Genomic DNA, 15,635 nt, shown 5'->3' on the forward strand with positions numbered 1-15,635 from the left:
GCGTTGACGGCCGCTTGCATGTCCGGGTCGAAGAAGCGCTGGGTGTTGCGCCCGGCGGCCTTGGCCTGGTACATGGCCAGGTCGGCCCGTTTGAGGAGTTCATCGACCGACAGGCGTTCGTCTCCAAACAGGGTGATGCCGATGCTGGGGGTGCTGTAGTGCTGCTGGCCTCCGAGGGCGAAGGGCTGGTTCAGGCTGGCCAGGAGTTTTTCTGCGACGGTTTCGGCCTGGGCGGCGGCGTCCTGCAGCTCGGGGTTCAGGTTGTCCAGCATGACGACGAATTCGTCGCCACCAAAGCGGGCCACGGTGTCGGCTTCGCGCACGCTGCCCACCAGGCGGGTGGCGACCTGGGACAGGAGCTGGTCGCCCATGTCGTGGCCCAGGGTGTCGTTGAGGTCCTTGAAGTTATCGAGGTCGATGAACAGCAGGGCACCCAGGTTCTTGCTGCGCTGGCAGGCGGCAATGGAGCGTTGCAGGCGGTCCAGCAGCAGGCGCCGATTGGGCAGGCCCGTGAGCGCGTCGTAGAACGCCAGCCGCTCGATCTCCTGCTCTGCGCGCTTGCGGTCGGTGATGTCGCGGCACACCCCGAGAACGCCCGTGACCCGGCCATGCAGGTCGCGGATGGGCGTCTTGATGGTCTCGAAGTACCCCTGGTAGCCATCTTCGGCAAAGGTCAGCTGTTCTTCATAGACCAGGGGTTGCCAGGCCTGCATGGCGCGCCGGTCGTAGGCCCGGAACTGCTCGGCCGCGGCCGCGGGCGAAATGTCGAAATCGGTGCAACCGATGACCTCGCGCTCGGGCTTGCCCGCGAAACGCTCGAACACCGGGTTGCAGGAGACATAGACGCCGTCCGCATCCTTGAGGAAGACCATGTCCGGTATGGCGTTCACCACGCGCGCCAGGTGGGCCTTCTGCTGGGCCAGCTCGTTCTCGATGCGCTTGAGCTCGGTCAGGTCGTAGGCGAACACCACCACCGCCATCACGCCCTGGTCGGTGATGGACTCGGGCACAAGGGTGGTGTGGCGGTACTGGGCGCCATCCAGGCCATCGATGCGGTTTTCAAAGACCGCCGTCTCGCCGGCAAAGGCTTTTTTCAGCTGGGGCTGCATGCGTGCCATGACCGCGGTGGGGATCACGTCCTGCAGCAATTGCCCCTGCAACTGCTCCGGTGTGCGGTGCAGCCAACGGGCCTGCTGCTCGTTCACATAGAGCACCCGGTGGTCGCGGTCCAGCCGTGCCACCCCGCCAGGCACCTGGCGCAGCATGTTGGCCATCTGCACCTCGTGCGCGTGGGCGGCCTGCTCGGCCTCGCGCTCGGCGGTGATGTCGCTCTGCACGCCGTCCCAGATCACGCGCCCGCCCTCGAGCAGCCGGGGCGAGGAACTCAGGTGGATCCAGCGCACGGCCCCCGAGGACACGCGCATGCGGAAATTGGCCTCCATGGGCCCCATGGTGCGCAGCGACTGCTCCCGGGCCTCCTCCAGCATGGGGAGGTCTTCGGGGAGGATCTGCTGGTACAGCACACCCGGGTCGCGCAGGACGTCTTCGGCGCGCAGGCCGTTCAGGCGCTCGATGGCATCGCCGATGTGCACGAAGTGCATGCGGCCGTCGGTCTCGCGCACCACCTGGTAGAGCACGCTGAGCGGCAGGTTGCGGCCCAGCAGCTGCAGCCGTGTCTCGCTCTCGCGCAGCTGGGCTTCGGCCTGGTGCAATCGCTCGAAAGGCTGGCGCATGCCGACCACGAACACGGCCTGGTACAGCAGCGCGTAGCCCACCACGCGCGCACCATGTGCCAGCATGTCGGCCCAGCCGAGCTGCCCTGCGCCGGAGAGGCCCACCAGGAGTTCTGCGACCGCGAAGGCGGCCGCCGCCCAGGCCAGCAGGCGCCCGCGCGTGCGGTTGTCGCCCGCCGCCGCGTCGCGGTGCAGGCGCACGGCAGCCACCACCAGTCCCAGGCACAGCACGGCGGCCATCAGCGCTGGCAGCATGCCGCCCGACGCCTGGGCAAACCCACGGGCCAGCGGCCCCACGGCCGCCCAGACCAGCGCCAGGGAAAACGCGCCCGCAGCCACCGCCCACACCCGGGCAGGCCCGGGCAGGGAGGCATGCAGTGCTGTGAGCAGCAGCGCGGCGCACTCGGCCACGCGCACCCAGGCGCCCAGCCACAGCGCCATGTCGGTGACCAGGGCGGACGCCGGTTGCGGCGTGGCATGGGCCAGCACGCCGTGCAGGAAATTGCAGACCGCGGCCACGCCGAACCCGGCGACCAGCACGTTGGCACGGCCCTGGCCCTGTTCGTCGAGCACATGCAGGGACACGGACACCACCAGCAGCGCCAGCAGGATGGCCACCAGCTCCATAAAGGGCTCCAGGCCATGCTGGCGGTCGCTTCCCTCGCCCAGGATGCCGCCCAGGGACACCATCACCAGCGCCAGCACCCCCACGGCCAGGACCACCGTGGCGGCGGGAGCGTCCGAGACGAGCATCCGCTCTGAGCGGTGGACTGGGGGTTTCATAGGAGCTGTGGGGGATAGGGCGTCAGCTGCACCTCACCAGTGTATCGGGCTGTAAGCGCCAGCGGTCATCGGGCGAAACGCGCGCAGCATGTGCGCCACAATCGCTGCCACCAGCCGGCTGGTGGTGGCCTGGCGGGCGGGCGCGGGCTCCAGGCCGCGTCCGCCCGCTGCACCCGCTCAGCCTTCGAGCAACTGGCGCAGCACGAAGGGCAGGATGCCGCCCGCCTGGTAGTAGTCCACCTCGATGGGGGTGTCGATGCGCAGCGTGACCACCACCTCCTGGCTGGAACCGTCGGTGCGGCGGATCACCAGGGTGGCATCGCTCTGGGGCGTGAGCGCCGGGTCGGGCAGCACGTTGATGGTTTCGTTGCCCGTAAGGCCCAGCGACTCCCACGAGTCGGAGCCCTTGAACTGCAGCGGCAGCACGCCCATGCCCACCAGGTTGGAGCGGTGGATGCGCTCGAAGCTGCGCGCCACCACGGCCTTGATGCCCAAGAGCTGCGTGCCCTTGGCGGCCCAGTCGCGGCTCGATCCGGTGCCGTACTCCTCGCCGGCAAAGATCACCGTGGGCGTCTTTTGCGCCATGTACTGCATGGCGGCGTCGAAGATGAACATCTTCTCGCCCTGCAGGGGCCCCTCGTTCTGGAACACCGTCACCCCGCCCTCTTCGCGCGAGCCATCGGCCGTGGGCGGGAGCATGAGGTTCTTGATGCGCACGTTGGCGAAGGTACCGCGCATCATCACGTCGTGGTTGCCGCGGCGCGCGCCGTAGCTGTTGAAGTCAGCCTTCTGCACGCCGTTGAGCTGCAGCCACTGGCCGGCGGGCGAGGTGGCCTTGATGGAGCCTGCGGGCGAGATGTGGTCGGTGGTGATGGAGTCGCCGAACAGCGCCATGATGCGTGCGCCATGCACGGCAGAGGCCGTCGCAGCGCCCTGTTCGAGCGTGAACTGCCCGAAGAACGGCGGCTCGGCGATGTAGGTGCTGGCGGGCCAGGTGTAGGCGTTGCCGCTCACGCCCTTGATCTTTTCCCAGAGCTTGCCGGGGTCGGTGGCGACCTTGGCGTAGTTCTCGCGGAAGGCCTTGCCGTTCATCGCGAACTTCATGAGCTGGTGCACCTCGTCGCTCGTCGGCCAGATGTCGCCCAGGTAGATGTCCCTGCCGCCCTTGCCCTTGCCCACGGGCTCGGTCATGAGGTCCTTGAGCACCGTTCCGGCAATGGCATAGGCCACGACCAGCGGCGGGCTGGCCAGGAAGTTGGCCTTGAGGTTGGGATGGATGCGCGCCTCGAAGTTGCGGTTGCCCGAGAGCACGGCCGCGCAGATCAGGTCGTTGCCGGTGATGGCCTCGTTGAGTTCGGGCGTGAGGTCGCCCGCATTGCCGATGCAGGTGGTGCAACCGTAGCCGGCCAGCGCAAAGCCCAGCTTCTCCAGGTAGGGCAAGAGGCCGGTCTCGGTGAGGTAGTCGGTGACGATGCGCGAGCCCGGGGCCAGCGAGGTCTTGATGTGCGGCTGCACCTTGAGGCCCGCCTCCACCGCCTTCTTGGCCAGCAGGCCGGCGGCCAGCAGCACGCTGGGGTTGGAGGTGTTGGTGCAGCTGGTGATGGCGGCGATCAGTACGTCGCCATTGCCCACCGTGGGATCGGCCCCCTTGGTGGGCATGGCTGCGGCCGCATCGGCATGGGCGGTGGCCAGCGCGGGCTTGTTGCCCTCCATCTCGGCCACCGAGCGGGGGGCGCCCGCGGGTGCGGGTTTGTCCTTGGGTGCGGCCTCCTGCACCATCTCCTGGCCGCGGTGGATGTGGTGGCGGGTGTGCAGCAGCTCGGCCGGGCGGTTGAAGCCGTTCTGGGCATTGGGCTTGCTGAACAGGTCGACGAACTGGCTGCTGACCTTGCCCAGCTCGATGCGATCCTGCGGGCGCTTGGGGCCGGCCAGGCTGGGGGTGACTGTCCCCAGGTCGAGCCGCACGACCTGCGAGTAATCGATCTCGCCGGCCAGCGGCACGCCAAACAGGCCCTGGGCCTTGAAGTAGGCCTCGAAGGCTTCGATCTCGGCCTTGGTGCGGCCCGTGCCCCGGAAGTAATCGATGGTCTTCTCGTCCACCGGGAAGAAGCCCATGGTGGCACCGTACTCGGGTGCCATGTTGCCGATGGTGGCCCGGTCGGGCAGGGCCAGCGTACGCGTGCCCTCGCCGAAGAACTCGACGAACTTGCCCACCACCTTGTGCTGGCGCAGCAGTTCGGTCACGGTGAGCACGAGGTCGGTGGCGGTCACGCCCTCGCGCAGCTGGCCCGTCATCTCGAAGCCCACCACGTCGGGCGTGAGGAAGTACACGGGCTGGCCCAGCATGGCGGCCTCGGCCTCGATGCCGCCCACGCCCCAGCCGACCACGCCGATGCCATTGATCATGGTGGTGTGGCTGTCGGTGCCGACCAGGGTGTCGGGGTAGTGCACGCCGGCCTTGGTCTTGTGCACGCCACGGGCCAGGTACTCCAGGTTCACCTGGTGCACGATGCCGAAGCCCGGCGGCACCACGCCGAAGGTGCTGAAGGCCTGCATGCCCCATTTCATGAACTCGTAGCGCTCGCGGTTGCGCTGGAACTCGAGCTTCATGTTGAGGTCCAGCGAATTCTTCTTGCCGTAGTAGTCGACCATGATGGAGTGGTCCACCACCAGGTCCACGGGCACCAGGGGTTCGATCTTCTTGGGGTTCTTGCCCAGCTTGGCGGCCACGCTGCGCATGGCGGCCAGGTCGGCCAGCAGCGGCACGCCGGTGAAGTCCTGCAGCACCACGCGCGAGACCACGAAGGGGATCTCGTCCTTGCGCTCGGCCGTGGGGCCCCAGTGCGCCAGCTGGCGCACATGCTCGGCCGTGACCTTGCGCCCATCGCAGTTGCGCAGCACCGATTCGAGCACGATGCGGATGGATACCGGCAGGCGGTTGATCGAGGGAAACTCCTTGGCGAGCGCAGGGAGCGAATAGAACTGCCCGGTCTTGCCGGACGCGGTCTTGAAGTTCTTGAGCGTGCTGGCAAAAGCGTGGCGGGCGGGCTGGGGCGACGACTTGGTCGATGTGGCCATGGCTGACTCCTGTGATGCGACAAGGCCTATTCTGTCAGTCCCGCGTGGCGGATGAAACGGTGGGGGTATGCATGCGCATGAAAGCGGTGGGCGCCTATACGCCGAAAGGGGGGCCAACGCCCCCCTCTCATGCCCCGTGCAGGGCACAGCCCCTGCGGCCGATGCGCGTGCGTGCCGGCCTTCAGGCAGCAGTGGCCATCGACGGCAGGCGGCGCATGCCGAACCACTGCAGTTCGGCCAGCAGGCCCACCGACACCACATGCACGACCAGGTAGGCCTGGCCCCAGCCCGTGGGGGCCACGGCCGAGGACAGCAACAGGCCCAGGCTGGCCAGCGCCCAGGCGGCATTGCCCGCCACCAGCAACCCGAGCAGGCCACGCGGCGTGTGGCGCTGGCCCGCAATCACGGCCGCCAGCAGCGCAAAGCCCATGAGCGCCAGACCGCTGGCCGAAACCAGGCCTGCCGGCAAGCCGAGCCACTGCGACAGCGGCTCGGTGAGCGCCAGGTGCAGGGCGGCGAGCAGTACCCCCGTGGCAGCATCGAACCACACCACGGCACGCAGGAACGAGGGAGAGGACAGATAGGACATGATGGACTCCTTGGGTTGTGTTGAAGTGCAAGAGCCTCCATGGTGGCCGCGACCGCTCACGGCGTCGATGACCTGCGAGGTAATGGCCCGCGTGCGATATGCCTCTAGGATGCAGGGCATGACCAGCCCACACCACGCCCCACGCCCCTCCCTGCCCCACCGGCCTGCGGCCGCCGGCCACCGCGGCAGCACGCCGGGCCCCGCTTCGTTCGGGGACTACCTGCGCACCTGGCGTCAGCAGCGCCACCTGAGCCAGCTGGAGCTGGCCGACGAGGCGGACATCTCCACCCGCCATGTGAGCTTCATGGAGACGGGACGCACCAACCCCAGCCGCGAGATGGTGCTGCGCCTGTGCGAGCGCCTGGCGATCCCGCTGCGCGAGCGCAATGCGCTGCTGGTGGCGGCCGGCTATGCGCCCATGTACCGCGAGCGCGCGCTGGACGACCCGGCCCTGGCCGCCGCACGCCAGGCCGTGGAGCTGGTTCTCAAGGGGCACGAGCCCTGCCCGGCGCTGGCGCTGGACCGCTGCTGGAACGTGGTGGCCACCAACCGTGCCGCCCAGGCGCTGCTGGCCAACCATGTGAGCCCCGAACTGCTGGAAGGGCCGGTGAACGTGTTCCGCCTGAGCCTGCACCCCAAGGGCCTGGCCCCGCACATCGCCAATCTTGCGCAGTGGCGGGCCCATCTGTTCGAGCGCCTGCGCCAGCAGATACAGGCCACGGCCGACCCAGTGCTGATCGCCCTGCAGGCCGAACTGCTCGAATACCCGGCGCCCGATGAATCGAGTTCCCTGGTGCTCGACGGTGAAATGCTGGGTGTGGTAATGCCCTTCTGCTTTCAAAGTGCCCGGGGAACGCTTTCGTTTATCAGCACCACCACCATATTTGGAACGCCGGTGGACGTGACCTTGCAGGAGCTGGCGGTGGAGTCATTTTTTCCGGCCGATGAATTCACGGCCCAGGTATTGCGCGAAATAGCCGCGGCTCCCCACTGAGCAGTGCTGCCGCTGCGGCCGTCGCAGCAGCATCCGACCCGCCCCCACAGGGTGCACGCCATGCAAAAAGCCCGCGGCTGCGGGCTCTTTTTTATGCGGCCCGGCAAAGGGCCGCCCCGCAATCGATGATTCAACCCATCAAATGGCGAATTTCTCGCGGTTTTCGTTTTGAATCCACTTCGGTGCCTTGCCACGGCCTGTCCAGGTCTGGCCCGTGGCTGGGTCACGGTACTTGGGCGCCACCTTGGTACCCGCACTGGCGCTGCGTGCCCGGCCGCTGGGAAACACGTCCTGCGCGGTCAGGCCAAACTCCGCCACCAGAGCACGCACCTGCGACACGGCATCGGACAGCTCGCGCTTGCGCGCTTCACCGATTTGCTGTTCCAGGGCATCGCGTTGCTTGAGGAGTTCTTTGTAGCTGGTTGTCATGGTATGTTGGGTTGCTGGGTGGACAAAGGAGGCCCCATTATAGGAATAATGGGCAAATTTTGCCGGGTTGGCCAAAAAAATCGTGACAAGCCGTTGAAACAACCGCACGGACGAAAATATATCCAGTTGTCCAGGTAATCACCCGGATGGGTCAGGCTGTTCCATTTGTGCCAATACCCTGTCGATTCTCTTGCCTTCCAGGCCAAGCACCTCGAATATCCACCCGGCACAGGCAATGCGCTCGGCCACGGCAGGCAAATGGCCTGATTCGGCCATGAGCAATCCCGCCAGTGTGTTGTAACGGCCCCGCTCCTCGCCGGGTAACTCGCGAATATCCAGGCGCGCCTTGAGTTCGCTGACCGGCATCAGGCCATCGAGCAGCCAGGCGCCGTCCTCGCGCTGCGTGGCCCAGGCGTCGATGGCGGCGCCCGGCTGAAGCTCCCCGGTGATCGCCTCCAGCAGATCGCGCGGCGTCATGATGCCCTGCACCACGCCATATTCATCCACCACGAAGACCATGCGGCCGGAGCGCGCGCGGAACTGTTCGAGCAGTTCCATGCCGCTCAGGGTTTCGGGCAGGAAGGCTGCCGGCAGCGCGTACTGCTCGATGGAGCCTGGGGCCTGCACGCCCAGTTCCAGCAGGCGCGCCACGCTGATCAGGCCCACCACCTCGTCGAGCGAGCCCCGGCCCACCGGATACCAGGAGTGGGCGCCATGGCCGCCGCCGGTGCCCGCCATCTGCAGGGCTTCGGCCACGCTCAGCCGTGCTTCCAGCCACTGGACGTCGGTGCGGGGCACCATCAGCGAGGTCAGCGGCCGGTCATCGAGGCGGAACACGTTGCGCACCATCTGGTGCTCGTGGTGCTCGATCACCCCGGCATCGCGGCCCTCCTCCAGGCTGGCCACGATCTCCTCTTCCGTCACGGCGCGGCCGGCATTGTTGTCGATGCGCAGCAGGCTCAGCACACCCTGGGTGGACAGCGACAGCAGGCGCACGAAGGGCTTGGCCACCGTCGCCACGCCGGCCATGGGCCGCGCGACGAAGCGGGCCACGGTCTCGGGGTAGAGCTGGCCGATGCGCTTGGGCACCAGTTCACCGAAGACGATGGTGATGAAGGTGATGACCGTGACCACCAGCGCAGTCGCGGCGATGCCGGCGGCACGCTCGGGCGCACCGAGCGCCTGCAGCCAGCGCGCCAGGTCATCGCTGAACGCGGCCTCGCCGATGATGCCGTTGAGCATGCCGATGGAGGTGATGCCCACCTGCACCGAGGACAGGAACCGGGTCGGGTTGTCCAGCAGTTCGAGCGCGGCCTGCGCGCCCTTGTCCCCCTCGGCCGCCAGGGCCGCCAGGCGCGACTTGCGGCTCGACGCCAGTGCCAGCTCGGACATGGCAAAGACGCCATTGAGCAGCGTGAGCAGCGCAATCAGCAGAAAATCCATGGTTCTACAAATGGGAACACGATGGCACTTTACTGCATAGGCGATATCCAGGGTTGCGACAGCGCGCTCGGACGCCTGTTGGACGAGATCGGTTTTTCCGCCAGCCGCGACACGGTCTACCTGCTGGGCGACCTGGTGAACCGGGGGCCCGAATCAGCGGCGGCCCTGCGCCGCTGCATGCGGCACGGCGATGCGCTGCGCCCGCTGCTGGGCAACCACGACCTGCACCTGCTGGCGACGGCGCATGGGGCACGCAAGCCCTCGCGCAAGGACACTCTGGGCCAGGTGCTCGAGGCGCAGGACCGCCATGCCATGCTCGGCTGGCTGCGCCAGCAGCCCCTGATGCGCACCCACGTCCACGCGGGAGAGCGCCTGGCCATGGTGCATGCCGGCCTGCTGCCCGCATGGACCGTGGACGAGGCCCTGGCGCTGGCGGGCGAAGTGCAGGACGTGCTGCGCGGCCCGGGGCTGCCGGACTTCCTGCACCAGATGTACGGCAACGGCCCGGACCGCTGGGACCCGGCGCTCACCGGCATGGACCGGCTGCGCACCATCGTGAATGCGATGACACGGCTGCGCTTTTGCTCGGCGGGCGGGGTGATGGACTTCGAGAGCACCGAAAGCGCGGACACGCCCCCCGAGGGCCTGATGCCCTGGTTCGACGTGCCGGGCCGGCGGGCGGCAGGCAGCCTGGTGGCCTTCGGCCACTGGTCCACGCTGGGATTGCTGGACCGCAGCGACACCCTGGCGCTGGACACGGGCTGCGTCTGGGGCGGCTGCCTGAGCGCCATGCGCTTTGGCACCACCTTGGCCGACCGCGAGCTGCTGCAGGTGCACTGCGAGCAGTCGCAGGCACCGGGCTGAGCCGCGGCCGTCGACGGCCCTGCAGCGCTGCGGGAGCGCCAAGGGAGCGCCAGACGTGGCAAGGGCTGCCGCAGCAGCCCTTGGAGCTTCGCCCACCGACGCGTGCGTCAGTCCGTGGTGGCGACGACGGCGGTTGCGGCCTTGAACAGCGCCGCGACCTTGCGCTTGGGCTTGATGTTGGCGGACACGCTGCTGCGCGGGGCCGATCGGGCCGATTCCCAGGCGGGGGCTGCGTCGGCAGCCGCGCTGGATTCGTAGGGTTTTTCGAAGAACGGGTCGCGCGATGCCACTGCAGGACGGAAGCCCCGGTGCTGCTCGCGCGGCTCGCGGGTTTCACGGCCAGGGCGGTGTTCGCGTTCGCGCTCGCGGCGCGGGCCGGAGGCAATGGCGTCACGGCCATCACCGGTCTCGCCCGCTTCGCGCCAGGCACGGCGGCCATCGTTGATGCGGCCACGCGGCTGGTCTTCGTCGTACTCGATGGCTTCGAGATCGATCTTCTTCTTGATGAGCTTCTCGATGTCGGCCACCAGGCGGGCATCGCTGCCCGACACCAGCGTGACCGCCAGGCCCGAGGCGCCGGCACGGCCGGTGCGGCCGATGCGGTGCACGTAGTCTTCGGCGTTGAACGGCACGTCGAAGTTGAACACCGCGGGCACGTCCTTGATGTCGAGACCACGCGCGGCCACGTCGGTGCACACCAGCAGGTCGACTTCACCCTTCTTGAAGGCTTCCAGGGCCTTCAGGCGCTCGTCCTGGCTCTTGTCACCGTGCAGGGCCGCCGTCTTGAGGCCTTCGCGCTCCAGGCTGCGCGCCAGGCGGGCGCAACCGAGCTTGCTGTTCACGAAGATGAAGGCCTGCTTGAGCCCCCGGGTCTTGAGCACCTGGTGGATGGCACGGCGCTTGTCGTCGTCGTTGGCACTGTAGAAGCGCTGTTCCACCGTGGAGGCCGTCTCGTTCGGGCGAGCCACCTCGATGGTGATGGGGTTCTGCAGGTAGCTGCCGGCCAGGCGCTTGATCTCGGGCGAGAACGTGGCCGAGAACAGCAGCGTGGTGCGCTGCTTGGGCAGGTAGGACAGGATGCGCTGCAGGTCGGGCAGAAAGCCGATGTCCAGCATGCGGTCGGCCTCGTCGAGCACCACGTACTCGACCTGGTTGAGCACCGCGTTCTTGGCCTCGATGTGGTCCAGCAGGCGGCCCGGCGTGGCCACCAGCACCTCGACGCCCTTCTTGAGCTCGATGGTCTGGGGCTTCATGTCCATGCCGCCGAAGACCACGGTGCTGCGCAGCTTGGTGTACTTGGCGTACAGCGCGATCTGCTGGGCCACCTGGTCGGCCAGTTCGCGCGTGGGCAGCAGCACCAGCGCACGCACGGGGTGGCGGGCGGGTGATGTGGAACTGCTCTCGTGCTTGAGCAGGCGCTGCAGCAGCGGCAGCGAGAACGCCGCCGTCTTGCCAGTGCCGGTCTGGGCGGCACCCATCACATCCTGGCCGGTGAGCACCACCGGAATGGCCTGTGCCTGGATGGGCGTCATGGACTCGTAGCCCATTTCGGCCACGGCACGCGCCAGCGGCTCGGCCAGCGAAAGATTGGAAAAAGAACTTGTCATTTAGCCCTCTATTGTCGCACCGGTGGCCCAAACACACCATGGGGGTGGTAAGCAAGGGTGAATTCACCGAGGCATGCCGCCACAAGACTGGGTTTGGTGCTTTTATTTCGATAGCACCAAACCAATAACCATCAAGTCACAGATGGTAATTTCCGGGGGCCGATGCCTGTCGGCAAGCCCTACTCCAGCACCGCGCGCAGCTGGCGCGTGGTGACCGCGAGGCGGCGCGCACCGATCTGGGCAATGTTGTTCATCACGGTCAGCGCGGCTTCGGGGTAGCGGTGGGCCCAGGCATCGAAGTGCGCCCGCGACAACCGCACCAGCTGCGCGGGACCGAGCTCCGCCCCGGCGCTGGCGGTGCGGGCAGCGCCATTGAGGAAGGCCATCTCCCCGAACGCCATGCCCGGCCCCACGGTGGCCAGGCGCAGGCCCCGCTCGGGCGGCCACTGGGTCACCAGCGTGATATGGCCCGACTGCACGACCAGCAGGTCGCGGTCGGTATCGCCGGCGTTGAACACCACACCATGGGCCGCCATGGGCAGCGCTTCCAGCAGGGCCTCCAGCGCCAGCCGGGCCTCCGTGGCGATGCCTTCGCCAATTTCGCCGAGCCTGTCCTGCTCGGGATAGACAGGCCGTTCATGCTCGGGCCGTTCGGCAAGGATCGCCGCCTCGGCCCATTCCAGGGCCCGGTCGCCATCGGCGAAGCTGCGCACGCCGGAGCCCACATGCTCGGCCGCCACCCGGTCGAGCGCGGCCACGGCGCAGGCCACGCCCTGCAGGCCCAGGTCGCGCACCAGGGCCCGCAGCTGCGCCAGGGCGGTGCTGTCCCAGGCTGGCACGCGGCTGGCGTCCAGCACCACCCAGCGGTGGCGGGGCTGCAGCATCAGCCGCACCTGCTCGGCCAGGTGCGCCGCCACGCCAAAGGACATCACGCCCTGCAGCTCGAACACCGCGACCTGGTTCATGCGCGGCGCCAGCCAGGTGTCGGAGCCCGCACGGCGCAGGCGGCGCGACCGCATCTGCCCGTCCAGCCGCACATGGCGCAACACCTTGGAGGCCGAATCGCGCAGCAGCACGAAGGTGGCCACCACCAGCCCGGCCACCAGCGCCCCCACGCCGCCCATGACGGCGAACACCAGCGCCACCAGCCAGCTTTGCGCCCAGGTCACGCTGGAGCGGCGCGCATAGCCTGGCGACCACAGCAGGCCGGGCACCTGCATCAACCCGGCCAGCACCAGCCCGCCTGCCAGGCAGGCCATGGGCACCCAGTGCAGCCACCAGGCGCCCGTGAGCGCCACGGCCAGCATGATGCCCGCATGCCAGCGCGGTGCGCTGGCCGAGGCACCGGCCTGCGCAAGCACGATGCGCGAACGCGAGGCGCTGGTGGACGCCGGGATCATGCCCGCCAGGCCGCAGAGCACGCCCAGCACGCTCTCGCGCCGCAGCGCCAGGTTGGGGTTGCCGCGCAGGCCATGGTCGAGCTCCAGCTCCTGGTTGAAGACCAGGATCTCCAGGCTGTTGACCAGCGCCATCAGCAGGGCCAGCACCACCAGCGCCGAGCCGTGCCGGTGCGCCAGCTCCAGCCAGGGAATGCCCGTCCAGTCGGGCCACAGCGGCCCGGCGAAGGCGCTTTGCGTGACGGCCGGTGCGAACACGGCGCCCATGCCCACACCCCACAGGCCGGCCACGGCCACCGCCAGCGCCACCATCACCACGGCCGTGAGCAGGCCCGGCATGCGGGGCCAGCGCCGGCGCAGCAGCACCGCCAGGCCCACCACCGCCAGGGCCGCCGCAGCATGCCATGCCGTGCGCAGGTCCCAGCCCCAGCCGATGCCGGCGCCCAGGCCATTGCGCAGCTGGCCCACGACCATGGACAGGCCCACGCCCGCAGCAAAGCCATGGGTCACCGAAATCGGCAGAAAACGCGCCACCGAGGCCAGCCGCAGCACCCCCAGCAGCCACTGGAAGCCGAACGCCAGCGCCACGGTGGCACCGCTCACGGCCAGCACCTGGCGCGCCGTGAGGCCCAGGGTGCCCGCCGCGCCGTGGGCCGTGGCCACCACGGCGGCGAACAGCAGGGCCACCACGGTGGTCGGCGCGTAGACGACACCTGGGCGCGGCGCCAGCACGGTCAGCAGCAGGCCGGGCAAGGCGGCCGACCACAGGGCCAGGGCCGCTAGCGAATAACCGCCGGCCAACGGCGCGAAGGCCAACAGCCCCAGGCCCACGGCATGCGGGACCGTGACCGCAGCGGCCGACCAGGCCGCCACCGCGCCCGAGGGGGGCGACACGGCGGGCCCGGCGCCGGCCGTCCCCTCGCGAACCGCAGCGGAGGACGGCTCAGGGCCCATCACAGGTTGCGCGCGGAAAAGGTGTCACAGCCCTTGACGCTGCCGTTCTGCAGGCCGTTGTTGAACCAGCGCTGGCGCTGGGCGCTGCTGCCATGGGTGAAGCTCTCGGGCACCACCCGGCCGCCACCGGCCCGCTGCAGGGCGTCGTCGCCGATCTTGGCAGCGGCGTTCATGGCCTCCTCCACATCGCCCTGCTCCAGGATCTTGCGGGCGGCCTGCGCATGGTGCGCCCACACGCCGGCAAAGCAGTCGGCCTGCAGCTCCAGGCGCACGGACAGGGCGTTGTACTCGGTCTTGCTCACGCGGCCGCGCATCTGGTCCATCTTGCCGCTGATGCCCAGCAGGTTCTGCACGTGGTGCCCCACCTCGTGCGCGATCACGTAGGCCTGGGCGAAGTCGCCCGGCGCGCCCAGGCGGTTCTTGAGGGTTTCGTAGAAGCCCAGGTCGATGTAGACCTTCTGGTCGGCCGGGCAGTAGAACGGGCCCATGGCCGCCTGGCCGGCACCGCAGGCCGTGGGGGTAGAGCCGCGGAACAGCACCAGCCGCGGCTCCTGGTAGGTGCCGCCGCCCTGGCGGAACACGCCCTGCCACACGTCCTCAGTATCGGCCAGCACGGTGGACACGAAGCGCGCCATGGTGTCGTCGGCCGGCGGGCGGTGTGCCGGCCCCTGCGGTTGCTGCTGTACCTGCGCGGGCGGCCCGCCGCCACTGAGCAGGCCCAGGATGGTCAGCGGGTTGATGCCCAGCACCCAGCCGCCCACCAGGGCGATCACGATGGTACCGATGCCGATGCTGCGGCCGCCGAAGATGGGCGAGCCGCCGCCCCCACCGCCGCCCTCGTCCCGGCGGTCCTCCACGTTGTCGGATTCCCGATTGCCTTCCCATTTCATCGTCGATTCTCCAGCGCCCCCACCGGATGGGGGCATGGACCGCATGTTACGCGCGGCGCGCCCTCGCGAACACCGGATGCAGGTAGGAAACCAGCGCGCTACCATGCAGGCTGTCGCCGCCCCACCACCCTCCCTGCCCATGCTGCCCCATCCCCACCACCTGCCTTCGGACGCCAGCAACCCCGTCATCCTGCTCACGGGCTTCGACCCGTTCGGCGGCGATGCCGTGAACCCGAGCTGGCTGCTGGCCCAGGCGCTGCAGGGCCAGTGCATTGGCGGGCATACGGTGGTCTCGGCGCAACTGCCCACCGTGTTCGGCCAGGCCCTGGAGCGCCTGGCTGCGCTGCACCGGCAGCTGCGCCCTGCCCTTTCGGTGTGCCTGGGGCAGGCCGGCGGCCGGGCGGCCCTGTCGATCGAGCGCATCGGCATCAATGTGGACGACGCCCGCATTCCCGACAACCGGGGCGCCCAGCCCATCGACGGCGCCATCGTGCCGGGCGGCCCGGCGGCTTACTTTGCCAGCCTGCCCATCAAGGCCATGCTGCGCGCCGTGCAGCGCACCGGTGTGCCCTGCGAGGTGTCGCAGACCGCCGGCACCTTCGTCTGCAACCACGTGCTCTACGGCCTCATGCACCTGCTGGCCACCGAGGGAGCGGCAGGCATGCGCGGCGGCTTCGTGCACGTGCCCTGGCTGCCCGGCCAGGGCACGCCCCACATGGCACTGCGCGATATGGTGCGCGGCCTGCATGCCGCGCTGTGGGCGGCTGTGCTGGCGCAGCAGGACATCGCGCTCGGGGCTGGCGCCACCCACTGAACCGGGGGCCGGCCCGTGCCGACACGCGCCCGGGCTGTGTACAGTCTGCCGATGCATTCC

11 protein-coding genes are annotated in these 15,635 nt (G+C 68.8%); 3 read left to right on the forward strand and 8 right to left on the reverse strand.

The features are described from left to right. The 3 genes from AC07PF_RS30355 to AC07PF_RS30365 all read right to left on the reverse strand — a co-directional run. A partial coding sequence (locus AC07PF_RS30355; protein WP_494614389.1) for a sensor domain-containing protein occupies positions 1 to 2,516 on the reverse strand: 2,516 nt, incomplete at its 3' end. Between the two features lie 177 nt (positions 2,517 to 2,693). Continuing rightward, positions 2,694 to 5,594, reverse strand: a complete 2,901-nt coding sequence (locus tag AC07PF_RS30360; RefSeq protein WP_494614390.1) for an aconitate hydratase — start codon at positions 5,592 to 5,594, stop codon at positions 2,694 to 2,696. Positions 5,595 to 5,775: 181 nt separating this feature from the next. Continuing rightward, on the reverse strand, positions 5,776 to 6,183 hold the full coding sequence (locus tag AC07PF_RS30365; protein ID WP_494614391.1) for a hypothetical protein: 408 nt from the start codon (positions 6,181 to 6,183) through the stop codon (positions 5,776 to 5,778). Between the two features lie 118 nt (positions 6,184 to 6,301). Here AC07PF_RS30365 and AC07PF_RS30370 point away from each other — a divergent pair, with 118 nt between their 5' ends. Then, positions 6,302 to 7,177, forward strand: coding sequence for a helix-turn-helix domain-containing protein (locus AC07PF_RS30370; RefSeq protein ID WP_494614392.1), 876 nt, complete (start codon positions 6,302 to 6,304; stop codon positions 7,175 to 7,177). Between the two features lie 138 nt (positions 7,178 to 7,315). On the opposite strand, the gene AC07PF_RS30375 is transcribed toward AC07PF_RS30370, so the two are convergent. Then, positions 7,316 to 7,606: an H-NS histone family protein gene (locus AC07PF_RS30375; RefSeq protein ID WP_007847842.1), complete on the reverse strand. Its 291-nt coding sequence runs from the start codon at positions 7,604 to 7,606 to the stop codon at positions 7,316 to 7,318. A gap of 138 nt (positions 7,607 to 7,744) precedes the next feature. Beyond that, the gene (locus AC07PF_RS30380) at positions 7,745 to 9,049 is read right to left on the reverse strand and encodes a hemolysin family protein (RefSeq protein WP_494614393.1); all 1,305 of its coding nucleotides are present in this window, start codon (positions 9,047 to 9,049) and stop codon (positions 7,745 to 7,747) included. 21 nt (positions 9,050 to 9,070) lie between these two features. Here AC07PF_RS30380 and AC07PF_RS30385 point away from each other — a divergent pair, with 21 nt between their 5' ends. Beyond that, a complete protein-coding gene (locus AC07PF_RS30385) occupies positions 9,071 to 9,913 on the forward strand; it encodes a symmetrical bis(5'-nucleosyl)-tetraphosphatase (protein WP_007847844.1) in 843 nt (280 codons plus the stop codon). Positions 9,914 to 10,020: 107 nt separating this feature from the next. On the opposite strand, the gene AC07PF_RS30390 is transcribed toward AC07PF_RS30385, so the two are convergent. The 3 genes from AC07PF_RS30390 to ypfJ form a co-directional block, all read right to left on the reverse strand. Continuing rightward, the gene (locus AC07PF_RS30390) at positions 10,021 to 11,520 is read right to left on the reverse strand and encodes a DEAD/DEAH box helicase (protein ID WP_494614394.1); all 1,500 of its coding nucleotides are present in this window, start codon (positions 11,518 to 11,520) and stop codon (positions 10,021 to 10,023) included. A 179-nt stretch (positions 11,521 to 11,699) separates the two neighbouring features. Continuing rightward, positions 11,700 to 13,871, reverse strand: coding sequence for a SulP family inorganic anion transporter (locus AC07PF_RS30395; RefSeq protein WP_494614395.1), 2,172 nt, complete (start codon positions 13,869 to 13,871; stop codon positions 11,700 to 11,702). Then, the gene (gene ypfJ / locus AC07PF_RS30400; RefSeq protein WP_007847847.1) at positions 13,871 to 14,761 is read right to left on the reverse strand and encodes a KPN_02809 family neutral zinc metallopeptidase; all 891 of its coding nucleotides are present in this window, start codon (positions 14,759 to 14,761) and stop codon (positions 13,871 to 13,873) included. The genes AC07PF_RS30395 and ypfJ overlap by 1 nt, the downstream gene beginning before the upstream one ends. Positions 14,762 to 14,900: 139 nt before the next feature. On the opposite strand from ypfJ, the gene pcp reads away from it, so the two are divergent. After that, positions 14,901 to 15,575: a pyroglutamyl-peptidase I gene (gene pcp, locus AC07PF_RS30405; RefSeq protein WP_186457794.1), complete on the forward strand. Its 675-nt coding sequence runs from the start codon at positions 14,901 to 14,903 to the stop codon at positions 15,573 to 15,575. Positions 15,576 to 15,635 lie beyond the last annotated feature (60 nt).

Source organism: Acidovorax sp. GW821-FHT10A04 (assembly GCF_059415825.1).

Bases quoted from the DNA above. Each gene is read 5' to 3' on its own strand.
- AC07PF_RS30375 (WP_007847842.1), bottom strand. From the start codon at position 7,606: ATGACAACCAGCTACAAAGAACTCCTCAAGCAACGCGATGCCCTGGAA.
- pcp (WP_186457794.1), top strand. From the start codon at position 14,901: ATGCTGCCCCATCCCCACCACCTGCCTTCGGACGCCAGCAACCCCGTC.
- AC07PF_RS30370 (WP_494614392.1), top strand. From the start codon at position 6,302: ATGACCAGCCCACACCACGCCCCACGCCCCTCCCTGCCCCACCGGCCT.
- AC07PF_RS30395 (WP_494614395.1), bottom strand. From the start codon at position 13,871: ATGGGCCCTGAGCCGTCCTCCGCTGCGGTTCGCGAGGGGACGGCCGGC.
- AC07PF_RS30380 (WP_494614393.1), bottom strand. From the start codon at position 9,049: ATGGATTTTCTGCTGATTGCGCTGCTCACGCTGCTCAATGGCGTCTTT.
- AC07PF_RS30390 (WP_494614394.1), bottom strand. From the start codon at position 11,520: ATGACAAGTTCTTTTTCCAATCTTTCGCTGGCCGAGCCGCTGGCGCGT.
- ypfJ (WP_007847847.1), bottom strand. From the start codon at position 14,761: ATGAAATGGGAAGGCAATCGGGAATCCGACAACGTGGAGGACCGCCGG.
- AC07PF_RS30365 (WP_494614391.1), bottom strand. From the start codon at position 6,183: ATGTCCTATCTGTCCTCTCCCTCGTTCCTGCGTGCCGTGGTGTGGTTC.
- AC07PF_RS30385 (WP_007847844.1), top strand. From the start codon at position 9,071: ATGGCACTTTACTGCATAGGCGATATCCAGGGTTGCGACAGCGCGCTC.
- AC07PF_RS30360 (WP_494614390.1), bottom strand. From the start codon at position 5,594: ATGGCCACATCGACCAAGTCGTCGCCCCAGCCCGCCCGCCACGCTTTT.